An 18,645-nucleotide genomic window follows, 5' to 3' on the forward strand; every position below is an offset into this window, starting at 1 on the left:
AGCACTTTGGACTCTCAATCAAAATCCCTTTTACCAAAAACATAGCCGCTTAAAAACAGCATAGCTAAAGTCCATGCCAAACAGATCATCAATACAAAAAACACATTTACAGTACTGGTAAGCTGCACGGAAATGTCCCCGCTTAAAGTTCCCACTGCATCAGCTATATATGGAACAGGCAGAAATTTCACAAAGGCTCCATATTTGGCTGATACAACGTATCTGCCTGTAAATCCAAAAAGATACCAGACAGCTGTTCCTCCAATCAATATAAAACTTGCCAGAGCGGAAACAAGCGAATTTCTGCAAAAAACTGATATGAACAAAATTATTGATATAATAGCCATTGATACAATTATTGCAATCAGCACCAATTCAATAATTGCACTCCAGAGAGGAATAATTGATCTGCTCCCATTTACATACCTCATCTGTGAGGTTATGGGAGTCAATGTTATGGATTTATCCATAACATATTTTGCACCTACGTCAAAAGGCAGTCTGTAATCTGAAACACCAAGATGTATGCCAGCTTCTACTATAAATATTATGGTACTCAAAATCAAAGTACCTGCACTTAAAATCATGGAGGCGGCAAATTTGGACATAATGATTTTCTTCCTTGAAATAGGCTTTGTAACTAAATTTTTAATTGTATTTGGGGAATAATCTCCCGACACTATATCGGATAAAAATACAATGAGGATAAGCAAAAAAAACACCGGTATAAAATACGCCAGAATTTCCATAGCCGAATACATCCCCTTTGGTATAAGCTCACTTTTTTCTATATTATATTTTTTTTCATATTTCAATTGGAGTATCTTATACTCATTTTCAGGATTATTTTCTTTTTCCAGTTTTTGAATTTGTTCATCTAATTTTGATCTATCGTAATTGTTTATTTCGTTCAACTGTTCTTCTTTATCCTTTATCTCTTTTTCAGTTCCAATTATATCTCTTGAAAAATCCGCTTTTTTAAATTGTGAAGCTGCTTTATCCCTTCCCATTTTCTGAATGTTAAGAAGCTCTTTATCTTTTTGAATTTGCACCTCCAGAGTATTTGTTTTTAAAGTGCTTGCCAATCCGAAGATAACTGTAATCATAAGAATAATAACAATTGAAAATTTCTTTTTAATTATTATTCTTTTAAGTTCCTCCCATATATATTTATTCATCATCATTTTTCCCCCATCATCTTTATAAATTTATCTTCCAGGTTTTGCTTTATTTCGAAGCAGCCTTCTACAACTATTCCGCTGTCATGTAATTTTTTTAATACATCAAATGTATCATGCAGCTCGGTATTTATTAAAATTGAAACTCCCTCGTCTTTTACTTCCAACAACCTTACATCAGATATATTTTTTATAATTTCCCATGTTTTTTCAGGTAAATTTGTTTTTACAAACATGTTTTTTACACTACTGGCTTTGGAATTTCTGCCTATTTTCTCAACACCTGCAATTTTACCCTCATCTATAAAAACAACCTTTGTACATATACTCTCTATTTCACTTAAAATATGTGAAGATATAAAAACACTTACTCCCTTTTCTTCAGCCAAAACCTTTATAGTATTTTTAAGTTCCACAACCCCAATTGGATCCAAACCATTTGTAGGTTCATCCAATATCAAAAGGGATATATTGCCCATAAGAGCCTGTGCAAGACCCAGCCTCTGCTTCATTCCCAGAGAATATGTTTTCACCTTTTTGTCAATTTTAGCACCTAATTTAGAATATTTTATAACATCTTCTATCTTATCTTTTGTCACATTTTCCATCATGCTGGCTATATAATTTAGATTCTGTCTTCCTGTCATATAGCCGTAAAACTCCGGTGTTTCCACTATGGCTCCCAGCTTCTGCAGTGCTTCTTTTCTTTCGGTTTTAAGGTTTTTTCCGTCTATTATAATTTCACCTTCATCCGGGAACAACATACTGGTTATAATTTTGATCAATGTAGTCTTTCCAGCACCATTTTTCCCTACAAGACCGCAGATTTCACCTGCATCTATGAAAAAAGAATTGTCTTTTAACACCTGCAGCCTTCCTCTTTTTTTAGAAACCTCTTTTAATTCCAGTACTTTTTGTATCAATATTATCATTCTCCTCTAATCTATTTACTATGTTCATTTAAAATTGTAAAATATAAAAGTATAATTAAAATATATTAAAAATAAAGAAAAAATAAATTTTAACACAATCAAAATAGATGGGAAGTGTAAATTTGAACATCATATCAAGAAATGTACAGTCTGTAGAAATTTCAGGAATCAGAAAATTTTATAATAAAGTCATCCAATATCCAGAAGCAATATCACTAACTTTAGGACAGCCTGATTTCAATGTACCTGATAAAATTAAAACAGCCATGATAAAAGCTATTGAAAACAACAAAACTGCATATACTTCAAATGCCGGCATTATAGAACTCAGAGAGGAAATATCAAAATATCTTGAAAGCTTTGATATAAACTACGCAAAAGATGAAATCTGCATTACAATAGGCGGAAGTGAGGCTCTCATGGATGTATTTGCAGCTCTAATTAATAATGGTGATAAAATACTCATACCCGATCCTGCCTATCCTGCTTATGAAAGCTGTATAAAAATTTTAGGCGGAACTGTATTAAATTATGATTTGAAAGATGATTTTTCCATTGACTTTGACAATTTGGGAAAAATACTTGAACATGAAAGACCCAAGGCAATGATTTTATCCTATCCCTCTAATCCCACAGGTGCTATTTTATCAAAGGACCATAGGGAAAAACTCTTGGAGCTGTTAAAAAACAATAATGTTATTTTAATAAGTGATGAAATATACGCCTCACTATGTTTTGAAAAGAATTACTATTCTATTTCACAATATAGTGAACTAAAGGACAGAACCATATTAATCGGTGGATTTTCTAAAATGTTCTCCATGACAGGACTTAGGATTGGATATGTATGTGCAAATAAATTATTTATGGACGAAATACTGAAGGTTCATCAATATAATGTATCCTGTGCGCCGTCTATTTCTCAATGGGGGGCTTATGAAGGCCTTAAAAGCTGTATGAAAGATGTAGATTATATGTGTTCCAAATTTATGGAAAGAAGGGATTACATATACAATAAATTAAGATCTATGGGATTTTCTGTTAATTTACCCAAAGGAGCTTTTTATATATTCCCATCCATAAAAAAATTCGGCATGAAAAGTGATGAATTTTGTGAAAGACTATTAAAAGAAGCCAAAGTTGCAATTGTACCCGGATCCGCCTTTGGTACAAAAGGTGAAGGATATGTTAGAATATCTTATGCATACAGCATGGATAAACTTAAATTATCTATGGAAAAAATAGAGCATTGGATTAATACCTTAAAATGAAAAAATAAAATTCCCTACAGATTAATCATGCAGGGAATTTTATTTTTAGGAAATTACATCTTCCATGGAATAAAATCCACTTTTTTGTTTATACATAAACTCACAGGCCTTTAAAGCCCCTACTGCAAATACTTCCCTGGAAATAGCCGTATGCTTTATCTCTATGGTCTCACCCTGTCCTGCAAATATGACTTCATGCTCTCCTACTATACTTCCTCCTCTTACAGCATGGATACCTATTTCATTATGGGTCCTTTTCCTAATTCCCTCTCTTCCATTTACAAAATTTATATCCTGTGAAATGGAATCCTTTATAGTATTTCCAAGCATCAACGCCGTTCCACTTGGAGCATCCACCTTTTGGTTATGATGTTTTTCTATTATCTCTATATCAAAATTTTTATATAGAAGACCACTTACATCCTTTAATACCTTATTTATTACATTTATACCTATGGACATATTTGCAGATCTGAAAATGGGAATGCTCTTTGAAGCTTCTTTTATTTTTTTAATTTGAGCATCATCATACCCTGTAGTGCAGAATATTATACCTATATTTTTCTTTTTCCCATATTCAATAAGTGAATCCAATGCATCAGGTCTGGAAAAATCCAATATAACATCTGCTTCCACATTACACTGCTCTATGTCATCAAAAACAGGAAATTTATTCTGTCCGGAATTTTTATCCACTCCTGCTGCTATAGACACATTCAAATCTTTTTCTGCCAGATCCTGTATTACCCTTCCCATTTTACCATTACACCCATTCAATATAATCCTAATCATTTACATCTCTCCTTAAAGTTCTTTGTAAAATTACTTTACTTCAGAAAATTGAAAGTTATATATAATTTAACGTGAAAGAAATTAGTCTTTCACGTTAAATTGGCAAAAATAAGCATTCCTTATACATAATATTCTTAATATTTTTTATTATCTTTTATTTTAAAAGCCCATAATTCTTTAGTTCTGTCTTTATAACTTCCTCATTTTCTTCTGACATACTGCAAAGTGGGAGTCTTAAATCTCCTACATCCATTCCTAAAATATTCATAGCTGTTTTTATAGGGATGGGATTTGTCTCTATAAACATGGAATTCATTAAAGACAGTGCCTTTAATTGTAATTCCAGAGCTTCCTTTATATTCCCCTCTAAAAATAGTCTGCACATATTATGCATATCTTTTGGAATGATATTGGCAAGCACTGATATAACACCTATTCCTCCCAATGAAAGTATAGGTATGGTTTGATCATCGTTGCCAGAATACAAATCAATTTTATCTCCGCATAATGCTTTTACTTGAGCAATCTGACTTATATTACCGCTGGCTTCCTTAACAGCTGCTATATTTTCTATATTACATAATTTTTCTAAGGTTTTAGGTTTCAAATTTAATCCGGTTCTTCCCGGTACATTGTATATCACTACCGGAATCTTTATACTTGAAGCCACTGCCTTAAAATGCTCCACTAATCCTTTTTGGGTAGTTTTATTATAGTAAGGAGTAATTACCAGCACTCCATCTACACCTATGCTTTCTGCCCATTTGCTCATATTTATAGCTGATTGGGTACAGTTGCTTCCTGTTCCTGCAATAACCGGAACTCTTCCCTTAACTGTATCTACAGTAAATTTTATGGTATCCTTTCTCTCCTTTTCCGTCATAGTGGAAGCTTCTCCTGTAGTCCCGCAAATTATTATGGCATCAGTTCCTGACTTAATCTGCCATTCCAATAATTCTTCTAATTTTTCAAAATCAATTCCCCTGTCATTAAATGGAGTAATTATTGCAACCCCTGAACCCTTAAATAAACTCATAAAAGACACCTCGTTATTAAAATATTTAATAAAATATATTACTTTTTATTCTTAATTATACATTCTGCTATTTGAACAGCATTTGTAGCAGCACCTTTTCTTATATTATCTGCCACAACCCATAAATTCAATCCACTGTCCAAACTAAAATCTCTTCTTATTCTTCCCACAAACACTTCATCCTTTCCAGCACAGTCCACAGGCATAGGATATACCAGATTTTTAACATCATCTTTTAGTACTATTCCATTATACTCTTTATACAATTTAAATATATCTTCTATATTAAAATTTTTTTTAAGCTCTACATTTATACTCTCGCTGTGTCCATATACCACCGGAACCCTAGCTGTAGTAGCTGTAATTTTTAAAGTATGGTCATGCAGTATTTTTCTAGTTTCATTTATCATCTTCATCTCTTCTTTTGTATATCCATTATCCAAAAAAACATCTATATGAGGAAGTATGTTTCCTGCTATTGGGTAAGGAAACTTTTTAGGAGGATTTCCCTTATAACCTTCCATCAAATCATTATATCCTCCCATTCCAGCACCAGATACAGCTTGATATGTAGAATATACTATTCGCTTTATTCCATATTTATCATAGAGAGGTTTAATTGACACCACTGCCTGTATAGTTGAGCAGTTGGGATTGGCAATTATTCCACTGTTCCAATTTATATCTTCAGGATTTACCTCTGGAACCACCAAAGGTACCTTGGCATCCATTCTCCAGGCACTGCTGTTATCCACAACTATTGCTCCATACTTTGAAAACACAGGCGCAAATTTAACACTTACACTTGCTCCTGCTGAAAAAAGAGCAATATCTATTTTTTTATTTTTTATATTTTCTTCATTTAACTCTTCCACAGTAAAATCTTCATTTTTAAACTTTAACACTTTTCCACTGGACCTAGCGGAAGCATACAGATATAAATTTTTTATTGGAAAATTTCTTTCATCCAATACCTGAAGAAATTTTCTTCCTACCATTCCAGTACATCCAACTACTGCTACATTACAATTCATATTAGTCCCTCCTAAAATTTATAAGATAAGATTAGTTGTCATAACCTTATTCCTATCTATAATTCTATAAGTTAAAATTCATATTACATTTAAGTATATTTTTAGATTGCCAATTAAATTTAATCCTATTAAATATTTTACACTAAATTACTGAAATATGTTAATAAAAATAAATATTATTTGGAATTAAAAATAACATACATATGCTGCATACATACTATATTATGCAGCATATAATTCATGAATGTTTATTAATGAGATAAGACATATCACGGCTCCAATATATACAAATACTTTTAAACATTTATAACTTTTGTAAAGGCCAGAACAAGTACTACTATTCCTATAAATATTCTATATATGGCAAAAACCTTCATGGGTTTTTTCTTCAAGAAATTTATGAACTTGTCTACAACTATCAATGCCACCACAAACGACACCACAAATCCTATAACAAGACCAATTATCTGAATTGAATTCATGGATATTTTAACCTTTAAAAGCGAGAATCCGGTTGCTGCTATCATTGTAGGTATAGCCAGAAAAAAGGAAAATTCAGCTGCAGCTACATTGGTAAGGCCGCTTACCCAGCCACCTATTATTGTAGAAGCAGATCTTGACATTCCCGGCCACAGTGCCAGGCACTGAAAACATCCTATTTTAAATGCTTGTACAATATTTACATCCTCAATTTTTCTAATACTGTTTCCCTTTCTATATTTATTCTCCATATATATCATAAGTACCCCTCCAAACACAAGGGCATAGGAAACAGTAACAGGATTAAATAATTTTTCCTGAATAATATCATTAAGAAAAAATCCTGCAGCTGCAGAAGGTATAAAAGCCACTAAAATGCTAAACCAAAGTTTGAATCCCCATTTGCCTGGTGCCAGGTTTTTAAGTGAATTAAATATTTTATTCCAGTAGAGAACCACTATACCCAGTATTGCCCCAAGCTGAATTACAATCTCAAACATATCTACATATGCTTTATTATAGGCAGGTGCTTTAAAATTTATCAAATTTCCCACTATTATCATATGTCCCGTAGATGATATAGGAAGGAATTCAGTTATCCCCTCTACTATTCCAATAACGACAGCTTTAATGATAAAGATTATTTCCATTAATTTTACTTCCCTTCTTGTATATCTATCGTACAAGGATTGAGCCCCTTGTCATAGCTTCATTTACATACAATGGACACAGTTTATAACTTCACAGCAATTATCACTGCAAATACTTTAACAACAAACATCATTATACTATCATATTAAGTTAATTCACAAGTCATATTTCAATTGTACATTTTAAGTATTTTCTAATAATTATCCAATATTAATAGTTAACTGTCAAGTATTAACAATAGGAGAACCGCATATCCCATATATCTTATATAAATTTATTAAATATCCATATCCGCATATCTGCCTTATAATTTAATTTAAAATATAAAAAAATTAACCATCAATTGAAATTTGACGGTTAATTAAATTTTTTTATAATACTAATTACATCATATACCTCTTATAACAGCATCAGTAAAATGTAAAATTTACAAACAACTTAAAGATTTAACTCTGGGCCCGGCATTTATTATATCCTTTGAAACTCCCTTAAATCTCTTAAAATTCTCATAAAATTTTCTGGATAATTCCCCGGCTTTAATATCATAGGCTTTTTTGTCTTCCCACATATTTCTGGGATTTAATATTTCATCTGGAACTCCAGGACATTCTGTAGGCATCATTATTTTAAATACAGGATGTTCTATAAAGTTTACATTTTTAAGTTTCCCATCCAAGGCTGCTTTAACCATAGCCCTTGTATACGATAGATTTATTCTGCTTCCAACTCCGTATACGCCGCCTATCCATCCTGTATTTACCAAATACACTTCTGTATTGTACTTATTTATTTTTCTGCCCAGCAGTCTGGCATATACTGCAGGATTCATTAACATAAAGGGTTCTCCAAAACATGCTGAAAAAGTTGTCTCAGGCTCCGTTATACCTCTTTCAGTACCAGATACCTTACTGGTATACCCGGACATAAAATGATACATGGCTGCCTCTTTAGACAGCTTGGATATAGGCGGTATTACTCCAAAAGCATCTGCAGTTAAAAATATTATAGCTTGTGGGTTCCCTCCCACTCCGCTCTTTTCTATATTGTCTATATATTCAATAGGATAGGCTGCTCTTGTATTTTCCGTATATCTGTTGTCGTCATAATCAGGTACCCTATGCTCATCTGTAACTACATTCTCAAGAACAGTACCGAATTTTATAGCATCATATATTTCATGTTCATCTTCCCGGTGAAGTCTTATAGTTTTGGCATAACATCCTCCTTCAAAATTGAACACACCTTTATCACACCATCCATGTTCATCGTCTCCTATTAATTTTCTGTCTTCATCTGCAGATAAAGTTGTCTTTCCCGTTCCCGAGAGGCCAAAAAACAAAGAAGTTCTTCCGTTATCTCCTATATTAGCAGAACAGTGCATAGGCATTACTTCTCTTTGCGGCAATAAAAAATTCATCACTGAAAACACAGATTTTTTTATTTCGCCGCAATAATGGGTTCCCCCTATCAATATTATCTTTTTGTCAAAATTTATCAATATAAAGGTTTCCGAATTAATGCCGTCCTCTTCTCCATTGGCCTTAAAATCAGGTACAGCTATTACATTAAATTCAGGACTAAAATATTTCAATTTATCCTGATCTGGTCTTCTAAACATTTGGGTGCTAAACAAAGCCTGAGACGCATTTTCACATATAACTCTTATTGGCATGGAATATTCCTCTAGTGCCCCCACAAATCCATCAAATATAAAAATATCTCTGTCTTTTAAATAATTTAAAACTCTATCATATAATTTATCAAAGGTTTTCTCATCTATGGATAAATTTGAATTTCCCCAGTTTATTTTATCCATTATACTTTCCTGTTTAACTATAAATCTGTCTTTAGGAGATCTTCCTGTATACTTCCCTGTATTAATTATCAAGGCTCCCTTGTCAGACAGAAATCCCTCATTTCTTTTGATTGAAAGTTCTATCAATTCTGCTGGTGATAAATTTTTGTACACATTTTTATATTCCTCAATATTCAAATATGCCAAATCCACATTCATGTTCCTTCCCCCCAAATAATCTTATAATTATATACTATACTATTTATAGAAAAATGCAACAAAAAAATTATTTTTTTCCTATCCTTAAAGATTTCTGATTGAACGCTTGCAATAGCATACTCATTATTTAAATTTAAGAAGTATTGTGCTATGCTATTTCAATATATGATATATTATATCAAGAATTTATAACTTCTTCAACCTTTAATTTTCATATTATAATTTTTAACATTTTTATCTCATAATTTATGCTTTATATTATATTAATCAGTTATTATATAGCTGAAATTTGTTTTATTATTAAATTTGAGCCAGTTTTTTCACTTTTTTAATGTAAAAATCATCATATTGTATTATAATATTTAAGAGTTAATTTACATAAGTAAAGGCATAGTAATTTTTTACTTACATGAAGGTGGTGTGAAAAATTAATATAAAATCTTTTTTTAGTATTGTTATTTCCAAAATCATAATAAAATTATCAAAGATTTTATTTAAGGGCGGGAGTAATTTCCCTGGAAAAGTTGCATTAAAATTAGACAAGGACATTCTAAAAATCCTATGTAAAAATTACAAGGTTATACTTATAACAGGTACAAATGGTAAAACCACTACTACAAGTATGGTATACAATATATTAAAAGACACGAATACCCCTGTAATAACCAACAGCACAGGAGCAAACATGATCACTGGAATAGTTGCCTGCTTTGTGAAAAATTATTCATTTAAGAGATGCTGCGAACCCAGATATGCAGTTATAGAATGCGATGAAGCAAATGTTCCTCTTTTTACAGATTATGTAACACCCCAGATTATAACTGTTACCAACTTATTTAGAGATCAGCTGGATAGATATGGTGAAGTTTATACTACTTTGAATAAAATTCTCCAGGGTATCAAAAAGACTCCTCTCACAAACTTAGTTCTAAATGGTGATGAATCATTACTGGGTGATTTAGGCCTGCCGAATAGAACTATTTATTATGGATTCAACTGCTCTCCCACAGGAAACAAAAAAGTAGGAATCAATGCTGATGCTAAGTTTTGTAAAAAGTGCAAGAATCCCTATAAATATAATTTTCTTACCTACAGCCATTTAGGTGATTATTACTGTGAGAGCTGCGGCTATAAAAGACCTGACTTGGACTATACCTTGGATGAAATAAGACTTCAGACACCCGAAGAATCATTGATAATCATAAATGGGAAGGAGTATTACATAAACCAGCCAGGTGTATATAATATATATAATGCACTATGTGCCTATTCTATAGCCAGAGTTTGTGGGATCTCCACTTCTCATATATATAACTCTCTGAAAAACCAGCAGAGTACCTTTGGAAGGCAGGAAAGCATAGGTATAGACGACAAGAAGGTTAAGATAATCTTAGTAAAAAATCCTGCTGGTTATGATCAAGCTATAAATACTATAAGCCTTGACAATAGAACTTTCAATCTGGCAGTGCTTTTAAATGACAATTATGCAGATGGAAGAGATGTATCATGGATATGGGATGTTAATTTTGAAAAATTATCTTATCTTCACATAGATAAAATAATGATATCGGGCATACGGCTTTATGATATGGCTGTCAGGTTAAAAATTGCAGGATTACCGGAGAAAAACTTTGTGGTTTGCAAGACCTATGAAAAACTAGTTGATGAAATAAAAAATTGTAAACTAGATACTGTATACATACTTGCCACTTATACTGCTATGATAAATTTTAGAAAATTTCTTAATGTTAAAGGCTATATCAAAAAGTTATGGTAAACTATTTAAATCAATAGGAGGTGTAATATAAAATGGAACTGAACATATGCCACTTGTACCCCGATCTATTAAATGTATATGGAGATTTGGGAAATATCCGTATCTTAAAATACAGGGCAGAGCAAAGAGGGATATCTGTTAATATATACAATATATCTTTAGGTGATGCTTTTGATGGTTCCAATTATGATATAACTTTCTTTGGCGGTGGACAGGATTATGAACAATCTATAGTATCAGAGGATTTGACCAAAAATAAAAAAGAAGGTATAGTAAATTATATTGAAGAAGGAAAGGTATTCTTGTCCATTTGCGGCGGTTATCAGCTTTTAGGTAAATACTACTGTACTCCAGATGGTGAAAAACTGCCTGGTCTTAATGTATTGGATATATACACGGAAGGTGGTAATAAAAGATTCATTGGAAATACAGTGATATACAATAAAAAGTTTAAAGAAACCTATGTGGGATTTGAAAACCATTCAGGAAGGACTTACATAAATAATCTGGAACCCTTTGGGAAGGTAATTGCAGGATATGGAAACAATGGTGAGGATGGTTACGAAGGATGTATTTATAAAAATTGCTTCTGTACCTATTTTCACGGTTCCCTGCTTTCCAAAAACCCGGAATTAGCAGACAGATTTATATACAGGGCTCTTTCAAAAAAATACGAAGATGTAAAATTGAAACCTTTGGATGATAAATTTGAAATAGCTGCTAAAAACTTCATAATAGAAAGAGAAACTAAAAATAAGAAAGATCATATTATATAATATGGTCTTTCTTTATGTTAGGAGTCACCTGATTATTTGTTAAAATAACCTCTGCTGCTCTTTTAAACTAAAATCACATATCTGAATCATCTATTAAGCCTTTGCAGTTTCTTTTTTACCTGCACTAAATTTAACATAAGATCCGGCAATTATTAATATTATTCCTATAATCATATTGGTTTTTATACTTTCACCCAGTATAAGTACGGCAAAAATAGTGGCTAATGCAGGTTTTATCAGGAATACCATTGATGCAGTTATTGCTGAGGTTTCCTTTATAGCACCAAGATAGCATATATAACCAATTGCTTTTATAAAAATACCCATATACAATAATACCAGTATATTACTTAAAGTTATTCCTGAAAAAATTGGTCTACCTGTTACTACAAGAATAATCAACAGAGCTAGTACTCCAAAACAAAAGCCGAAGAAATTTGAAACATACCCTCCATATATTTCAACTCTCTTTTTACTGTATACAGTATAAAAAGACCAGCTTACTGCAGAGCCAAGTGCAAAAAGCATACCTATAATATCTCTTGGATTCCCAAGTCCTCCTATAATTTCTGAAGGATTAAGTATTACAACAGCTCCAATTAAGGACACCACCATTGATATAACAGTTGCCTTGGACACCCTTTCCTTCAGCATGAAATATGCAAAAGGTACTGAAAACACTGCATTCAAACAATACAGAACTGCTGCAGTAGATGCTTTGGTGTAAGTAACGGCAAACTGAAGCAATACCATGGATACAGTAACCGCCGATATACCACAAATGGCAAAATATCTTAAATCGTCACCTTTTATTTTTAGTTTTCTAGCTTTGACATCCTTCATAGCCAGAGGACATAACAATATGGCTCCTATTAAAAAAGCAATAAACATGACCTGAAATGGATCCATACTGCCTGTTTGTGCTAGAATTCTACCTGCAACTTCAGCAGTACTATAAAAAATAGCAGTTAAAATAATAAATATATATCCCTTTTTCATTTTTCTACCTCCCAAAAATATATATGCGATAAAGTTCTCCCTGAATTTTAATACCACCATTGCTAATGTTCACTACTCCATTAAAGGTTTTCACTTTTTCCACCATTATTTATGCCTTAATAATTTATATTATGCAAAATTCCTGCTATTAACGGGTAAAATATAAAATGGAATCCGTACTACATTTAATTTTCCCATGTAGTACGGTATTTCATTAAGCCTTTAATGGGCAATTAATGTAATGAGTATTCCCCCTGCTATTGCAGTTCCGAACACACCGGCCAGATTAGGCCCCATTGCATGCATTATAAGGAAATTATATTTATTTTCCTGCAAAGCTACATTATGTGAAACCCTGGCTGCAATTGGAACTGAAGCTATACCTGCAGATCCAATAAGAGGATTTATCTTTCCATGTGACAATTTGCACAAGATCTTTCCTCCCCAGATACCTCCTGCAGTACCTGTCATAAAAGCTATAAGTCCCAGTACTACGATTTCAAGGGTTTTTACTGTAAGAAAAGTATCTGCTCCCATTCTTGAACCTATAGATAATGTCAGCATTATAGTAATTACATTCATAAATGAATTGCTGGCAGTTTTGGCAAGTCTGTCTACAACTCCACATTCCTTAAATAAGTTTCCAAGCATCAGCATGGTTATAAGTGGTGCAATTGGAGGAAGCAATAAATCAATTATTACTGTTATAAGTATTGGGAAACAAATTTTTTCCCTTTTAGTTACTGCCCTTGACTGCTTCATCATTATATTTCTTTCATCATGAGTTGTGAGCCATTTCATAATTGGCGGTTGTATAAGCGGCATAAGTGCCATATAGGAATATGCTGCCACAGAAATCTGTGCCATCAGGTGAGGCGCCAATGTCTGCGTAACATATATAGCCATAGGTCCATCTGCTCCACCTATTATTCCTATAGCACCTGATTCAGCTAATGTAAAGTGAAGTACTTTAGCTCCGATGATTGCTATAAATATTCCCACATGGGCAAATGCACCCAGTACCATGAGACTTGGATTTGCAATCATGGGTCCAAAATCTGTCATGGCACCTACTCCAAGAAATATCAAAGGTGGAAAAACAACCTTTTGAACTCCTAAGTAAAAATAACTGAAAAGTCCACCTGGTTTAATAAGTTCATTGCCAGGTATATTTGCAACTATACATCCAAAGCCTATTCCTACAAGTAAAAAAGGTTCATATTTTTTAACTATGGCAAGGTAAATGAACACCATACCCAGAACAATTAAAAATATATTTCCAAATGATAAGTTTATCAAAGACGTTGAATGCCACATTGAATTAAGTGCATTAAGTATTATCATGTTTTTCCCTCCCATGAGAATTAGAGTGAATTTTATTAATCAGTGGGAGTAATTTTAAAATCAAACCTATGACATATAGGAAAAAAAGCAGCAGTATCATATCTATTATAGAAATCAGAACTGCACCTGTAACAGAATCTGTTATCATTTTTCTACCTCCCTGTTCAAATTTAAACTATAACTAAATGTTGTCATAAATAAGGTGCTATTTTAATACTGCCAGTGTATCTCCTGTATTTACTGATGTTCCTTTTGTAGCTACTATTTGTGCAACAGTCCCACCTTTTGAAGCTCTTATTTCATTCTGCATTTTCATAGCTTCCAGTATGAAGAGAACATCATTCTTTTTAACTACATCTCCTTGTTTTATCTTTACATCCAGCACAGTTCCAGGCATTGGACTTGTAACTGTCTCTCCTCCGCTTATTATTGGGGCTTGTTTTTTAGCAGGTGCAGCCTTTTTAGGTGCTGGTGCAGCTTTTGGTGCTGGTGCAGAAGCCTGGTAAACAGGTGCTGAATTTTCAACCACTTCGTCTACTTCAACTTCATATGACTTTCCATTTACGGTAATATTAAATTTTTTCATAATTCATTCTCCTTAACAATTTAAATTGCCTTCATTTGTTCTTGACGTCCTACAGTAGTCCATGGCGAAGCAGCCGGTGCTACTCTTTTTATTGTTCTTATGAATACATGGGAACTGGAAGTTCCAAGGGTTTCTGCCACTGCAGCAGTTATTACAGCTACCAGTTCTTCCTCGTCTTCCTCCTCCTCTTTCTCATCTTTTACTAAAACATTCTGCTTTTCCTCTTTGTTTGCAGTTTCACTTTCTATACTATTGTTTTTAGGCGGCTTATAGGATGAGGGAGTCACCTTAAATAACAATAACATACAAGCAACTGCAACTATTAGGATCAATAAACTAGACATACAAATCCTCCTCTATATACCCTTTTATACAGGTATATTGCCGTGCTTTCTTGGATGGTTGCTTTCCCTCTTGTCTTTTAGCATTTCAAAGGCTACTGCCACTCTCTGCCTTGACTCTGATGGAACTATTACATCATCCACATATCCTCTCTTTGCTGCCATATATGGATTAGCAAAATCATCCTTGTATTCCTGTACTCTTGCACGTCTTTCAGCTTCTGGATCCTGTGCAGCCTTAATTTGTTTTTTGAACACAATATTTGCTGCACCGTCAGGTCCCATTACAGCTATCTGTGCAGATGGCCAAGCATATACTATATCTGCTCCCAGATCCTTGCTGCACATTGCCAGATAAGAACCACCATAAGCCTTTCTAACAATCAATGTCACTTTTGGAACAGTGGCTTCCGAATATGCATAGAGCATTTTAGCACCATGTCTTATTATTCCACCATACTCCTGATTTGTGCCTGGCAAAAATCCTGGTACATCAACTATATTTAAAAGTGGAATATTGAAGGCATCACAAGTTCTTATAAATCTTGCAGATTTATCTGAAGCATTTATGTCAAGACATCCAGCCAGCATCTTTGGCTGATTTGCTATTATTCCAATGCTTCTTCCATTAATTCTTCCAAAACCTGTTATAATATTCTGGGCATACTTTTCTTGTACTTCGAAAAAACTTCCGTTGTCAATTACCCTGTTTATTATTTCCTTCATATCATAAGGTTTATTTGGATTATCAGGAATTATAGTATCAAGATCAGGAATAGTCCTGTTCAAATCATCCTCCATTTCAACTTCTGGAGCACTTTCCATATTATTTGAAGGCAGATATGACAAAAGTTTCTTTACCTGATCAAGAGAAGTCTTTTCATCTGGGGCTTCAAAATGTGCAACTCCAGATCTTGTGTTATGTGCACCTGCTCCTCCCAATTCCTCTACAGTTACTTGTTCACCTGTAACTGTCTTTAACACCTGTGGACCTGTTATAAACATCTGGCTAGTATTATCAACCATAAATATAAAATCAGTCAATGCTGGTGAATATACTGCACCACCGGCACAAGGTCCCATTATCATGGATATCTGAGGTACTACTCCTGATGCCTTTGTATTTCTATAGAATATGCTTCCATATCCGGCAAGAGCATCTACACCTTCTTGAATTCTAGCTCCGCCTGAATCATTCATTCCAATTACAGGGGCTCCAGTTTTTATAGCCAAATCCATTATATTGCATATTTTCTTGGCATGCATTTCTCCAAGAGCTCCACCTGTGGAAGTGAAATCCTGAGCATACACATAAACAAGCCTTCCATCAACCGTACCATATCCAGTTACAACACCTTCATCAGGTATTTCAACTTTTTCCATGCCAAAATTACTGCATCTATGGCTTACAAATACTCCTACTTCAACAAAACTGCCTTCATCCAGCAGGTACTCTATTCTCTCTCTGGCAAACATCTTTCCCTTTTTGTGCTGTTTCTCGATCCTTGCCTCTCCTCCACCTTTTTCAATCTTTTTCTTTTCGGCTACAAGTTCATTAATTTTGCTCATATTTTTCTCTCCTTAATAACTAAAATTATTATCTCTGGCAGAGTTCCAAAAGTACACCTTTTGTGCTCTTGGGATGTACAAAAGCAATTTTTGCACCGCCTGCACCATCCCTAGGTTTTTCATCGATAAGTCTGATACCCTGTTTTTTAAGTTCCTCAAGTGATGCTTCCACATCATCTACTCTGACTGCAATATGCTGTATTCCCTCTCTATTCTTTTCAATAAATTTTGCTATAGGACTATCATCACTTGTAGGCTCAAGAAGTTCAAGTTCACTTTCTCCAAGTGGTATAAAAGCTGTTATTACCTTCTGGGATTTTACTTCTTCAGTTCCTGAACACTTAAGTCCCAAAACTCCTTCATAGAATTTCAATGACTCCTCAATACTTTTTACAGCAATTCCTACATGATCTATTTTCTTTAAATCAATACTCATGTTATTTTTCATCTCCCATTTTAAAATTTTTATATAGTATAGTGGATGCAGTATAGGGATCAATCTTTTTATCAAATACGTCCTCTACAAGCTTTTTAAGCATACCTGTCCTGTCATCCATGTTCAAGGCGGATTTTACAAGATTGCTCTGAAGTATGGAAATTATCTTTTCCCTTAATTTGGACTTTGATCTCTGTGTCAGTGAACCGTCTGACAGCATATTATCATAGCAGTCATCTATGGTGGAAAGCAGTTTGTCTATTCCATCATTACTCTTTGCGGTTATATTTAACACAGGAGCATCTTTCCCTTTTTTATCACTAAAGCTCAACATGGCTTCTATTTCTGCTGCTGTACGCTGGGCCCCTTCTTTATCTGATTTATTTACTGCAAACACATCTCCTATTTCCATTATTCCTGCCTTCATGGTCTGTATATCATCTCCCAGACCTGGAACCATTACCATAACTACAACATCAGCTACTTTGACTATATCCACCTCAGACTGTCCTACTCCCACAGTTTCAATAAATATATAATCCATTCCAAAAATATCCAGGATATTTACAGTTCCATATACGGCATTTGAAAGTCCTCCAAGTGCCCCTCTTGTACCCAGGCTTCTTATAAATACACCTGGATCGGTGTTGAGATCATTCATTCTAATCCTGTCACCAAGTATTGCTCCATGGGAAAATGGGCTTGTAGGATCCACAGCTATAATTCCAACATTTTTGCCCTGTTTTCTAATAAGTTTTGCTATCTGATCCGTCACCGTACTTTTCCCAGCCCCTGGAGGACCAGTTATTCCTATTACCTTTGCCTTTCCAGTTAGATGATATAACTCCTTCATTAAATCAAAAGCTCTGCTGTCTTCATTTTCCATCATTGTTATAAGTTTGGCAGCAGCTCTCTTCTGGCCGTTTACAACCCCTGCTTTAATATCTTCAATATCCATATATACTCACCCTTTAATTCAACTTGACGTTACTCTTAATGAAGTCCACTGTCACTGATGTCTTAGTTCCCGGTGTGAAAATAGCTTTTACTCCAGCCTTCTCAAGTCCTGGTATATCTTCCTCCGGTATAACTCCACCTCCTATGACAAGCATATCTCCTGCTCCCTTTTTCTTAAGCAGATTTACCACTTTTGGAAATAAGGTATTATGTGCACCTGACAATATACTCATTGCAACACAGTCAACATCTTCTTGTATTGCTGCCTCCACAATCTGATCCGGTGTCTGTCTAAGTCCCGTATATATAACCTCCATACCTGCATCTCTAAGTGCCCTGGCTATTACCTTAGCTCCTCTGTCATGTCCATCCAAACCAGGTTTTGCAACTAAAACTCTTATTGGTCTATCCATATTTAAAACCTCCGTTTAATTTATAAATTATGAATTTAATATTAAGCAGAATTATATAC

At 33.8% G+C, this 18,645-nt stretch carries 19 protein-coding genes; 3 read left to right on the forward strand and 16 right to left on the reverse strand.

Annotation, left to right across the window (positions count from 1 at the left end):
- Nucleotides 1-14: 14 nt before the first annotated feature.
- Together ACYUJ6_RS12935 and ACYUJ6_RS12940 are read right to left on the reverse strand one after the other, a co-directional pair.
- Nucleotides 15-1,178, reverse strand: coding sequence for an ABC transporter permease subunit (locus tag ACYUJ6_RS12935; RefSeq protein ID WP_461845513.1), 1,164 nt, complete (start codon nt 1,176-1,178; stop codon nt 15-17).
- 2 nt (nt 1,179-1,180) lie between these two features.
- On the reverse strand, nt 1,181-2,110 hold the full coding sequence (locus ACYUJ6_RS12940) for an ABC transporter ATP-binding protein (protein WP_461843173.1): 930 nt from the start codon (nt 2,108-2,110) through the stop codon (nt 1,181-1,183).
- Nucleotides 2,111-2,217: 107 nt separating this feature from the next.
- On the opposite strand from ACYUJ6_RS12940, the gene ACYUJ6_RS12945 reads away from it, so the two are divergent.
- Entirely contained in the window at nt 2,218-3,381 is a 1,164-nt protein-coding gene (locus ACYUJ6_RS12945) for a pyridoxal phosphate-dependent aminotransferase (protein WP_461843174.1), read from the forward strand.
- Nucleotides 3,382-3,426: 45 nt separating this feature from the next.
- Here ACYUJ6_RS12945 and dapB read toward each other — a convergent pair whose 3' ends face one another.
- The 5 genes from dapB to pckA form a co-directional block, all read right to left on the reverse strand.
- Nucleotides 3,427-4,173 carry a 4-hydroxy-tetrahydrodipicolinate reductase gene (gene dapB / locus ACYUJ6_RS12950; RefSeq protein WP_461843175.1) on the reverse strand — a complete coding sequence of 249 codons (747 nt, stop codon included), beginning with the start codon at nt 4,171-4,173 and terminating at the stop codon, nt 3,427-3,429.
- Nucleotides 4,174-4,327: 154 nt separating this feature from the next.
- Nucleotides 4,328-5,209: a 4-hydroxy-tetrahydrodipicolinate synthase gene (gene dapA, locus ACYUJ6_RS12955; protein ID WP_461843176.1), complete on the reverse strand. Its 882-nt coding sequence runs from the start codon at nt 5,207-5,209 to the stop codon at nt 4,328-4,330.
- A 38-nt stretch (nt 5,210-5,247) separates the two neighbouring features.
- On the reverse strand, nt 5,248-6,243 hold the full coding sequence (locus tag ACYUJ6_RS12960) for an aspartate-semialdehyde dehydrogenase (RefSeq protein ID WP_461843177.1): 996 nt from the start codon (nt 6,241-6,243) through the stop codon (nt 5,248-5,250).
- Between the two features lie 296 nt (nt 6,244-6,539).
- On the reverse strand, nt 6,540-7,373 hold the full coding sequence (locus ACYUJ6_RS12965) for an undecaprenyl-diphosphate phosphatase (protein WP_461845514.1): 834 nt from the start codon (nt 7,371-7,373) through the stop codon (nt 6,540-6,542).
- A gap of 428 nt (nt 7,374-7,801) precedes the next feature.
- Nucleotides 7,802-9,388, reverse strand: coding sequence for a phosphoenolpyruvate carboxykinase (ATP) (gene pckA / locus ACYUJ6_RS12970; protein WP_461843178.1), 1,587 nt, complete (start codon nt 9,386-9,388; stop codon nt 7,802-7,804).
- A gap of 427 nt (nt 9,389-9,815) precedes the next feature.
- On the opposite strand from pckA, the gene ACYUJ6_RS12975 reads away from it, so the two are divergent.
- Together ACYUJ6_RS12975 and ACYUJ6_RS12980 are read left to right on the forward strand one after the other, a co-directional pair.
- Complete coding sequence (locus ACYUJ6_RS12975; RefSeq protein ID WP_461845515.1) at nt 9,816-11,165, forward strand: MurT ligase domain-containing protein; 1,350 nt, start codon at nt 9,816-9,818, stop codon at nt 11,163-11,165.
- Nucleotides 11,166-11,197: 32 nt separating this feature from the next.
- Nucleotides 11,198-11,941: a type 1 glutamine amidotransferase gene (locus ACYUJ6_RS12980; protein ID WP_461843179.1), complete on the forward strand. Its 744-nt coding sequence runs from the start codon at nt 11,198-11,200 to the stop codon at nt 11,939-11,941.
- Nucleotides 11,942-12,034: 93 nt separating this feature from the next.
- Here ACYUJ6_RS12980 and ACYUJ6_RS12985 read toward each other — a convergent pair whose 3' ends face one another.
- The 9 genes from ACYUJ6_RS12985 to ACYUJ6_RS13025 form a co-directional block, all read right to left on the reverse strand.
- Nucleotides 12,035-12,940 (reverse strand): DMT family transporter, encoded by a 906-nt coding sequence (locus tag ACYUJ6_RS12985; RefSeq protein WP_461843180.1) that lies wholly within the window; start codon nt 12,938-12,940, stop codon nt 12,035-12,037.
- Between the two features lie 222 nt (nt 12,941-13,162).
- Entirely contained in the window at nt 13,163-14,284 is a 1,122-nt protein-coding gene (locus ACYUJ6_RS12990; RefSeq protein ID WP_461843181.1) for a sodium ion-translocating decarboxylase subunit beta, read from the reverse strand.
- Nucleotides 14,271-14,432 carry a hypothetical protein gene (locus ACYUJ6_RS12995; RefSeq protein ID WP_170065727.1) on the reverse strand — a complete coding sequence of 54 codons (162 nt, stop codon included), beginning with the start codon at nt 14,430-14,432 and terminating at the stop codon, nt 14,271-14,273. The genes ACYUJ6_RS12990 and ACYUJ6_RS12995 overlap by 14 nt, the downstream gene beginning before the upstream one ends.
- Nucleotides 14,433-14,489: 57 nt before the next feature.
- Complete coding sequence (locus ACYUJ6_RS13000) at nt 14,490-14,870, reverse strand: biotin/lipoyl-containing protein (protein WP_461843182.1); 381 nt, start codon at nt 14,868-14,870, stop codon at nt 14,490-14,492.
- A gap of 20 nt (nt 14,871-14,890) precedes the next feature.
- Nucleotides 14,891-15,214 carry an OadG family transporter subunit gene (locus ACYUJ6_RS13005; RefSeq protein WP_461843183.1) on the reverse strand — a complete coding sequence of 108 codons (324 nt, stop codon included), beginning with the start codon at nt 15,212-15,214 and terminating at the stop codon, nt 14,891-14,893.
- A 24-nt stretch (nt 15,215-15,238) separates the two neighbouring features.
- A complete protein-coding gene (locus ACYUJ6_RS13010; RefSeq protein ID WP_461843184.1) occupies nt 15,239-16,780 on the reverse strand; it encodes an acyl-CoA carboxylase subunit beta in 1,542 nt (513 codons plus the stop codon).
- Between the two features lie 28 nt (nt 16,781-16,808).
- Nucleotides 16,809-17,216, reverse strand: a complete 408-nt coding sequence (gene mce / locus ACYUJ6_RS13015) for a methylmalonyl-CoA epimerase (protein ID WP_461843185.1) — start codon at nt 17,214-17,216, stop codon at nt 16,809-16,811.
- Between the two features lies 1 nt (nt 17,217).
- The gene (gene meaB / locus ACYUJ6_RS13020) at nt 17,218-18,174 is read right to left on the reverse strand and encodes a methylmalonyl Co-A mutase-associated GTPase MeaB (protein WP_461843186.1); all 957 of its coding nucleotides are present in this window, start codon (nt 18,172-18,174) and stop codon (nt 17,218-17,220) included.
- 13 nt (nt 18,175-18,187) lie between these two features.
- Nucleotides 18,188-18,586 (reverse strand): cobalamin B12-binding domain-containing protein, encoded by a 399-nt coding sequence (locus tag ACYUJ6_RS13025; protein WP_369705724.1) that lies wholly within the window; start codon nt 18,584-18,586, stop codon nt 18,188-18,190.
- Nucleotides 18,587-18,645: the final 59 nt, after the last annotated feature.

This window comes from Clostridium sp. JNZ X4-2 (assembly GCF_054889485.1).

Bases quoted from the DNA above. Each gene is read 5' to 3' on its own strand.
- ACYUJ6_RS12935 (WP_461845513.1), bottom strand. From the start codon at position 1,178: ATGAATAAATATATATGGGAGGAACTTAAAAGAATAATAATTAAAAAG.
- ACYUJ6_RS12940 (WP_461843173.1), bottom strand. From the start codon at position 2,110: ATGATAATATTGATACAAAAAGTACTGGAATTAAAAGAGGTTTCTAAA.
- ACYUJ6_RS12945 (WP_461843174.1), top strand. From the start codon at position 2,218: ATGGGAAGTGTAAATTTGAACATCATATCAAGAAATGTACAGTCTGTA.
- dapB (WP_461843175.1), bottom strand. From the start codon at position 4,173: ATGATTAGGATTATATTGAATGGGTGTAATGGTAAAATGGGAAGGGTA.
- dapA (WP_461843176.1), bottom strand. From the start codon at position 5,209: ATGAGTTTATTTAAGGGTTCAGGGGTTGCAATAATTACTCCATTTAAT.
- ACYUJ6_RS12960 (WP_461843177.1), bottom strand. From the start codon at position 6,243: ATGAATTGTAATGTAGCAGTAGTTGGATGTACTGGAATGGTAGGAAGA.
- ACYUJ6_RS12965 (WP_461845514.1), bottom strand. From the start codon at position 7,373: ATGGAAATAATCTTTATCATTAAAGCTGTCGTTATTGGAATAGTAGAG.
- pckA (WP_461843178.1), bottom strand. From the start codon at position 9,388: ATGAATGTGGATTTGGCATATTTGAATATTGAGGAATATAAAAATGTG.
- ACYUJ6_RS12980 (WP_461843179.1), top strand. From the start codon at position 11,198: ATGGAACTGAACATATGCCACTTGTACCCCGATCTATTAAATGTATAT.
- ACYUJ6_RS12985 (WP_461843180.1), bottom strand. From the start codon at position 12,940: ATGAAAAAGGGATATATATTTATTATTTTAACTGCTATTTTTTATAGT.
- ACYUJ6_RS12990 (WP_461843181.1), bottom strand. From the start codon at position 14,284: ATGATAATACTTAATGCACTTAATTCAATGTGGCATTCAACGTCTTTG.
- ACYUJ6_RS12995 (WP_170065727.1), bottom strand. From the start codon at position 14,432: ATGATAACAGATTCTGTTACAGGTGCAGTTCTGATTTCTATAATAGAT.
- ACYUJ6_RS13000 (WP_461843182.1), bottom strand. From the start codon at position 14,870: ATGAAAAAATTTAATATTACCGTAAATGGAAAGTCATATGAAGTTGAA.
- ACYUJ6_RS13005 (WP_461843183.1), bottom strand. From the start codon at position 15,214: ATGTCTAGTTTATTGATCCTAATAGTTGCAGTTGCTTGTATGTTATTG.
- ACYUJ6_RS13010 (WP_461843184.1), bottom strand. From the start codon at position 16,780: ATGAGCAAAATTAATGAACTTGTAGCCGAAAAGAAAAAGATTGAAAAA.
- mce (WP_461843185.1), bottom strand. From the start codon at position 17,216: ATGAGTATTGATTTAAAGAAAATAGATCATGTAGGAATTGCTGTAAAA.
- meaB (WP_461843186.1), bottom strand. From the start codon at position 18,174: ATGGATATTGAAGATATTAAAGCAGGGGTTGTAAACGGCCAGAAGAGA.
- ACYUJ6_RS13025 (WP_369705724.1), bottom strand. From the start codon at position 18,586: ATGGATAGACCAATAAGAGTTTTAGTTGCAAAACCTGGTTTGGATGGA.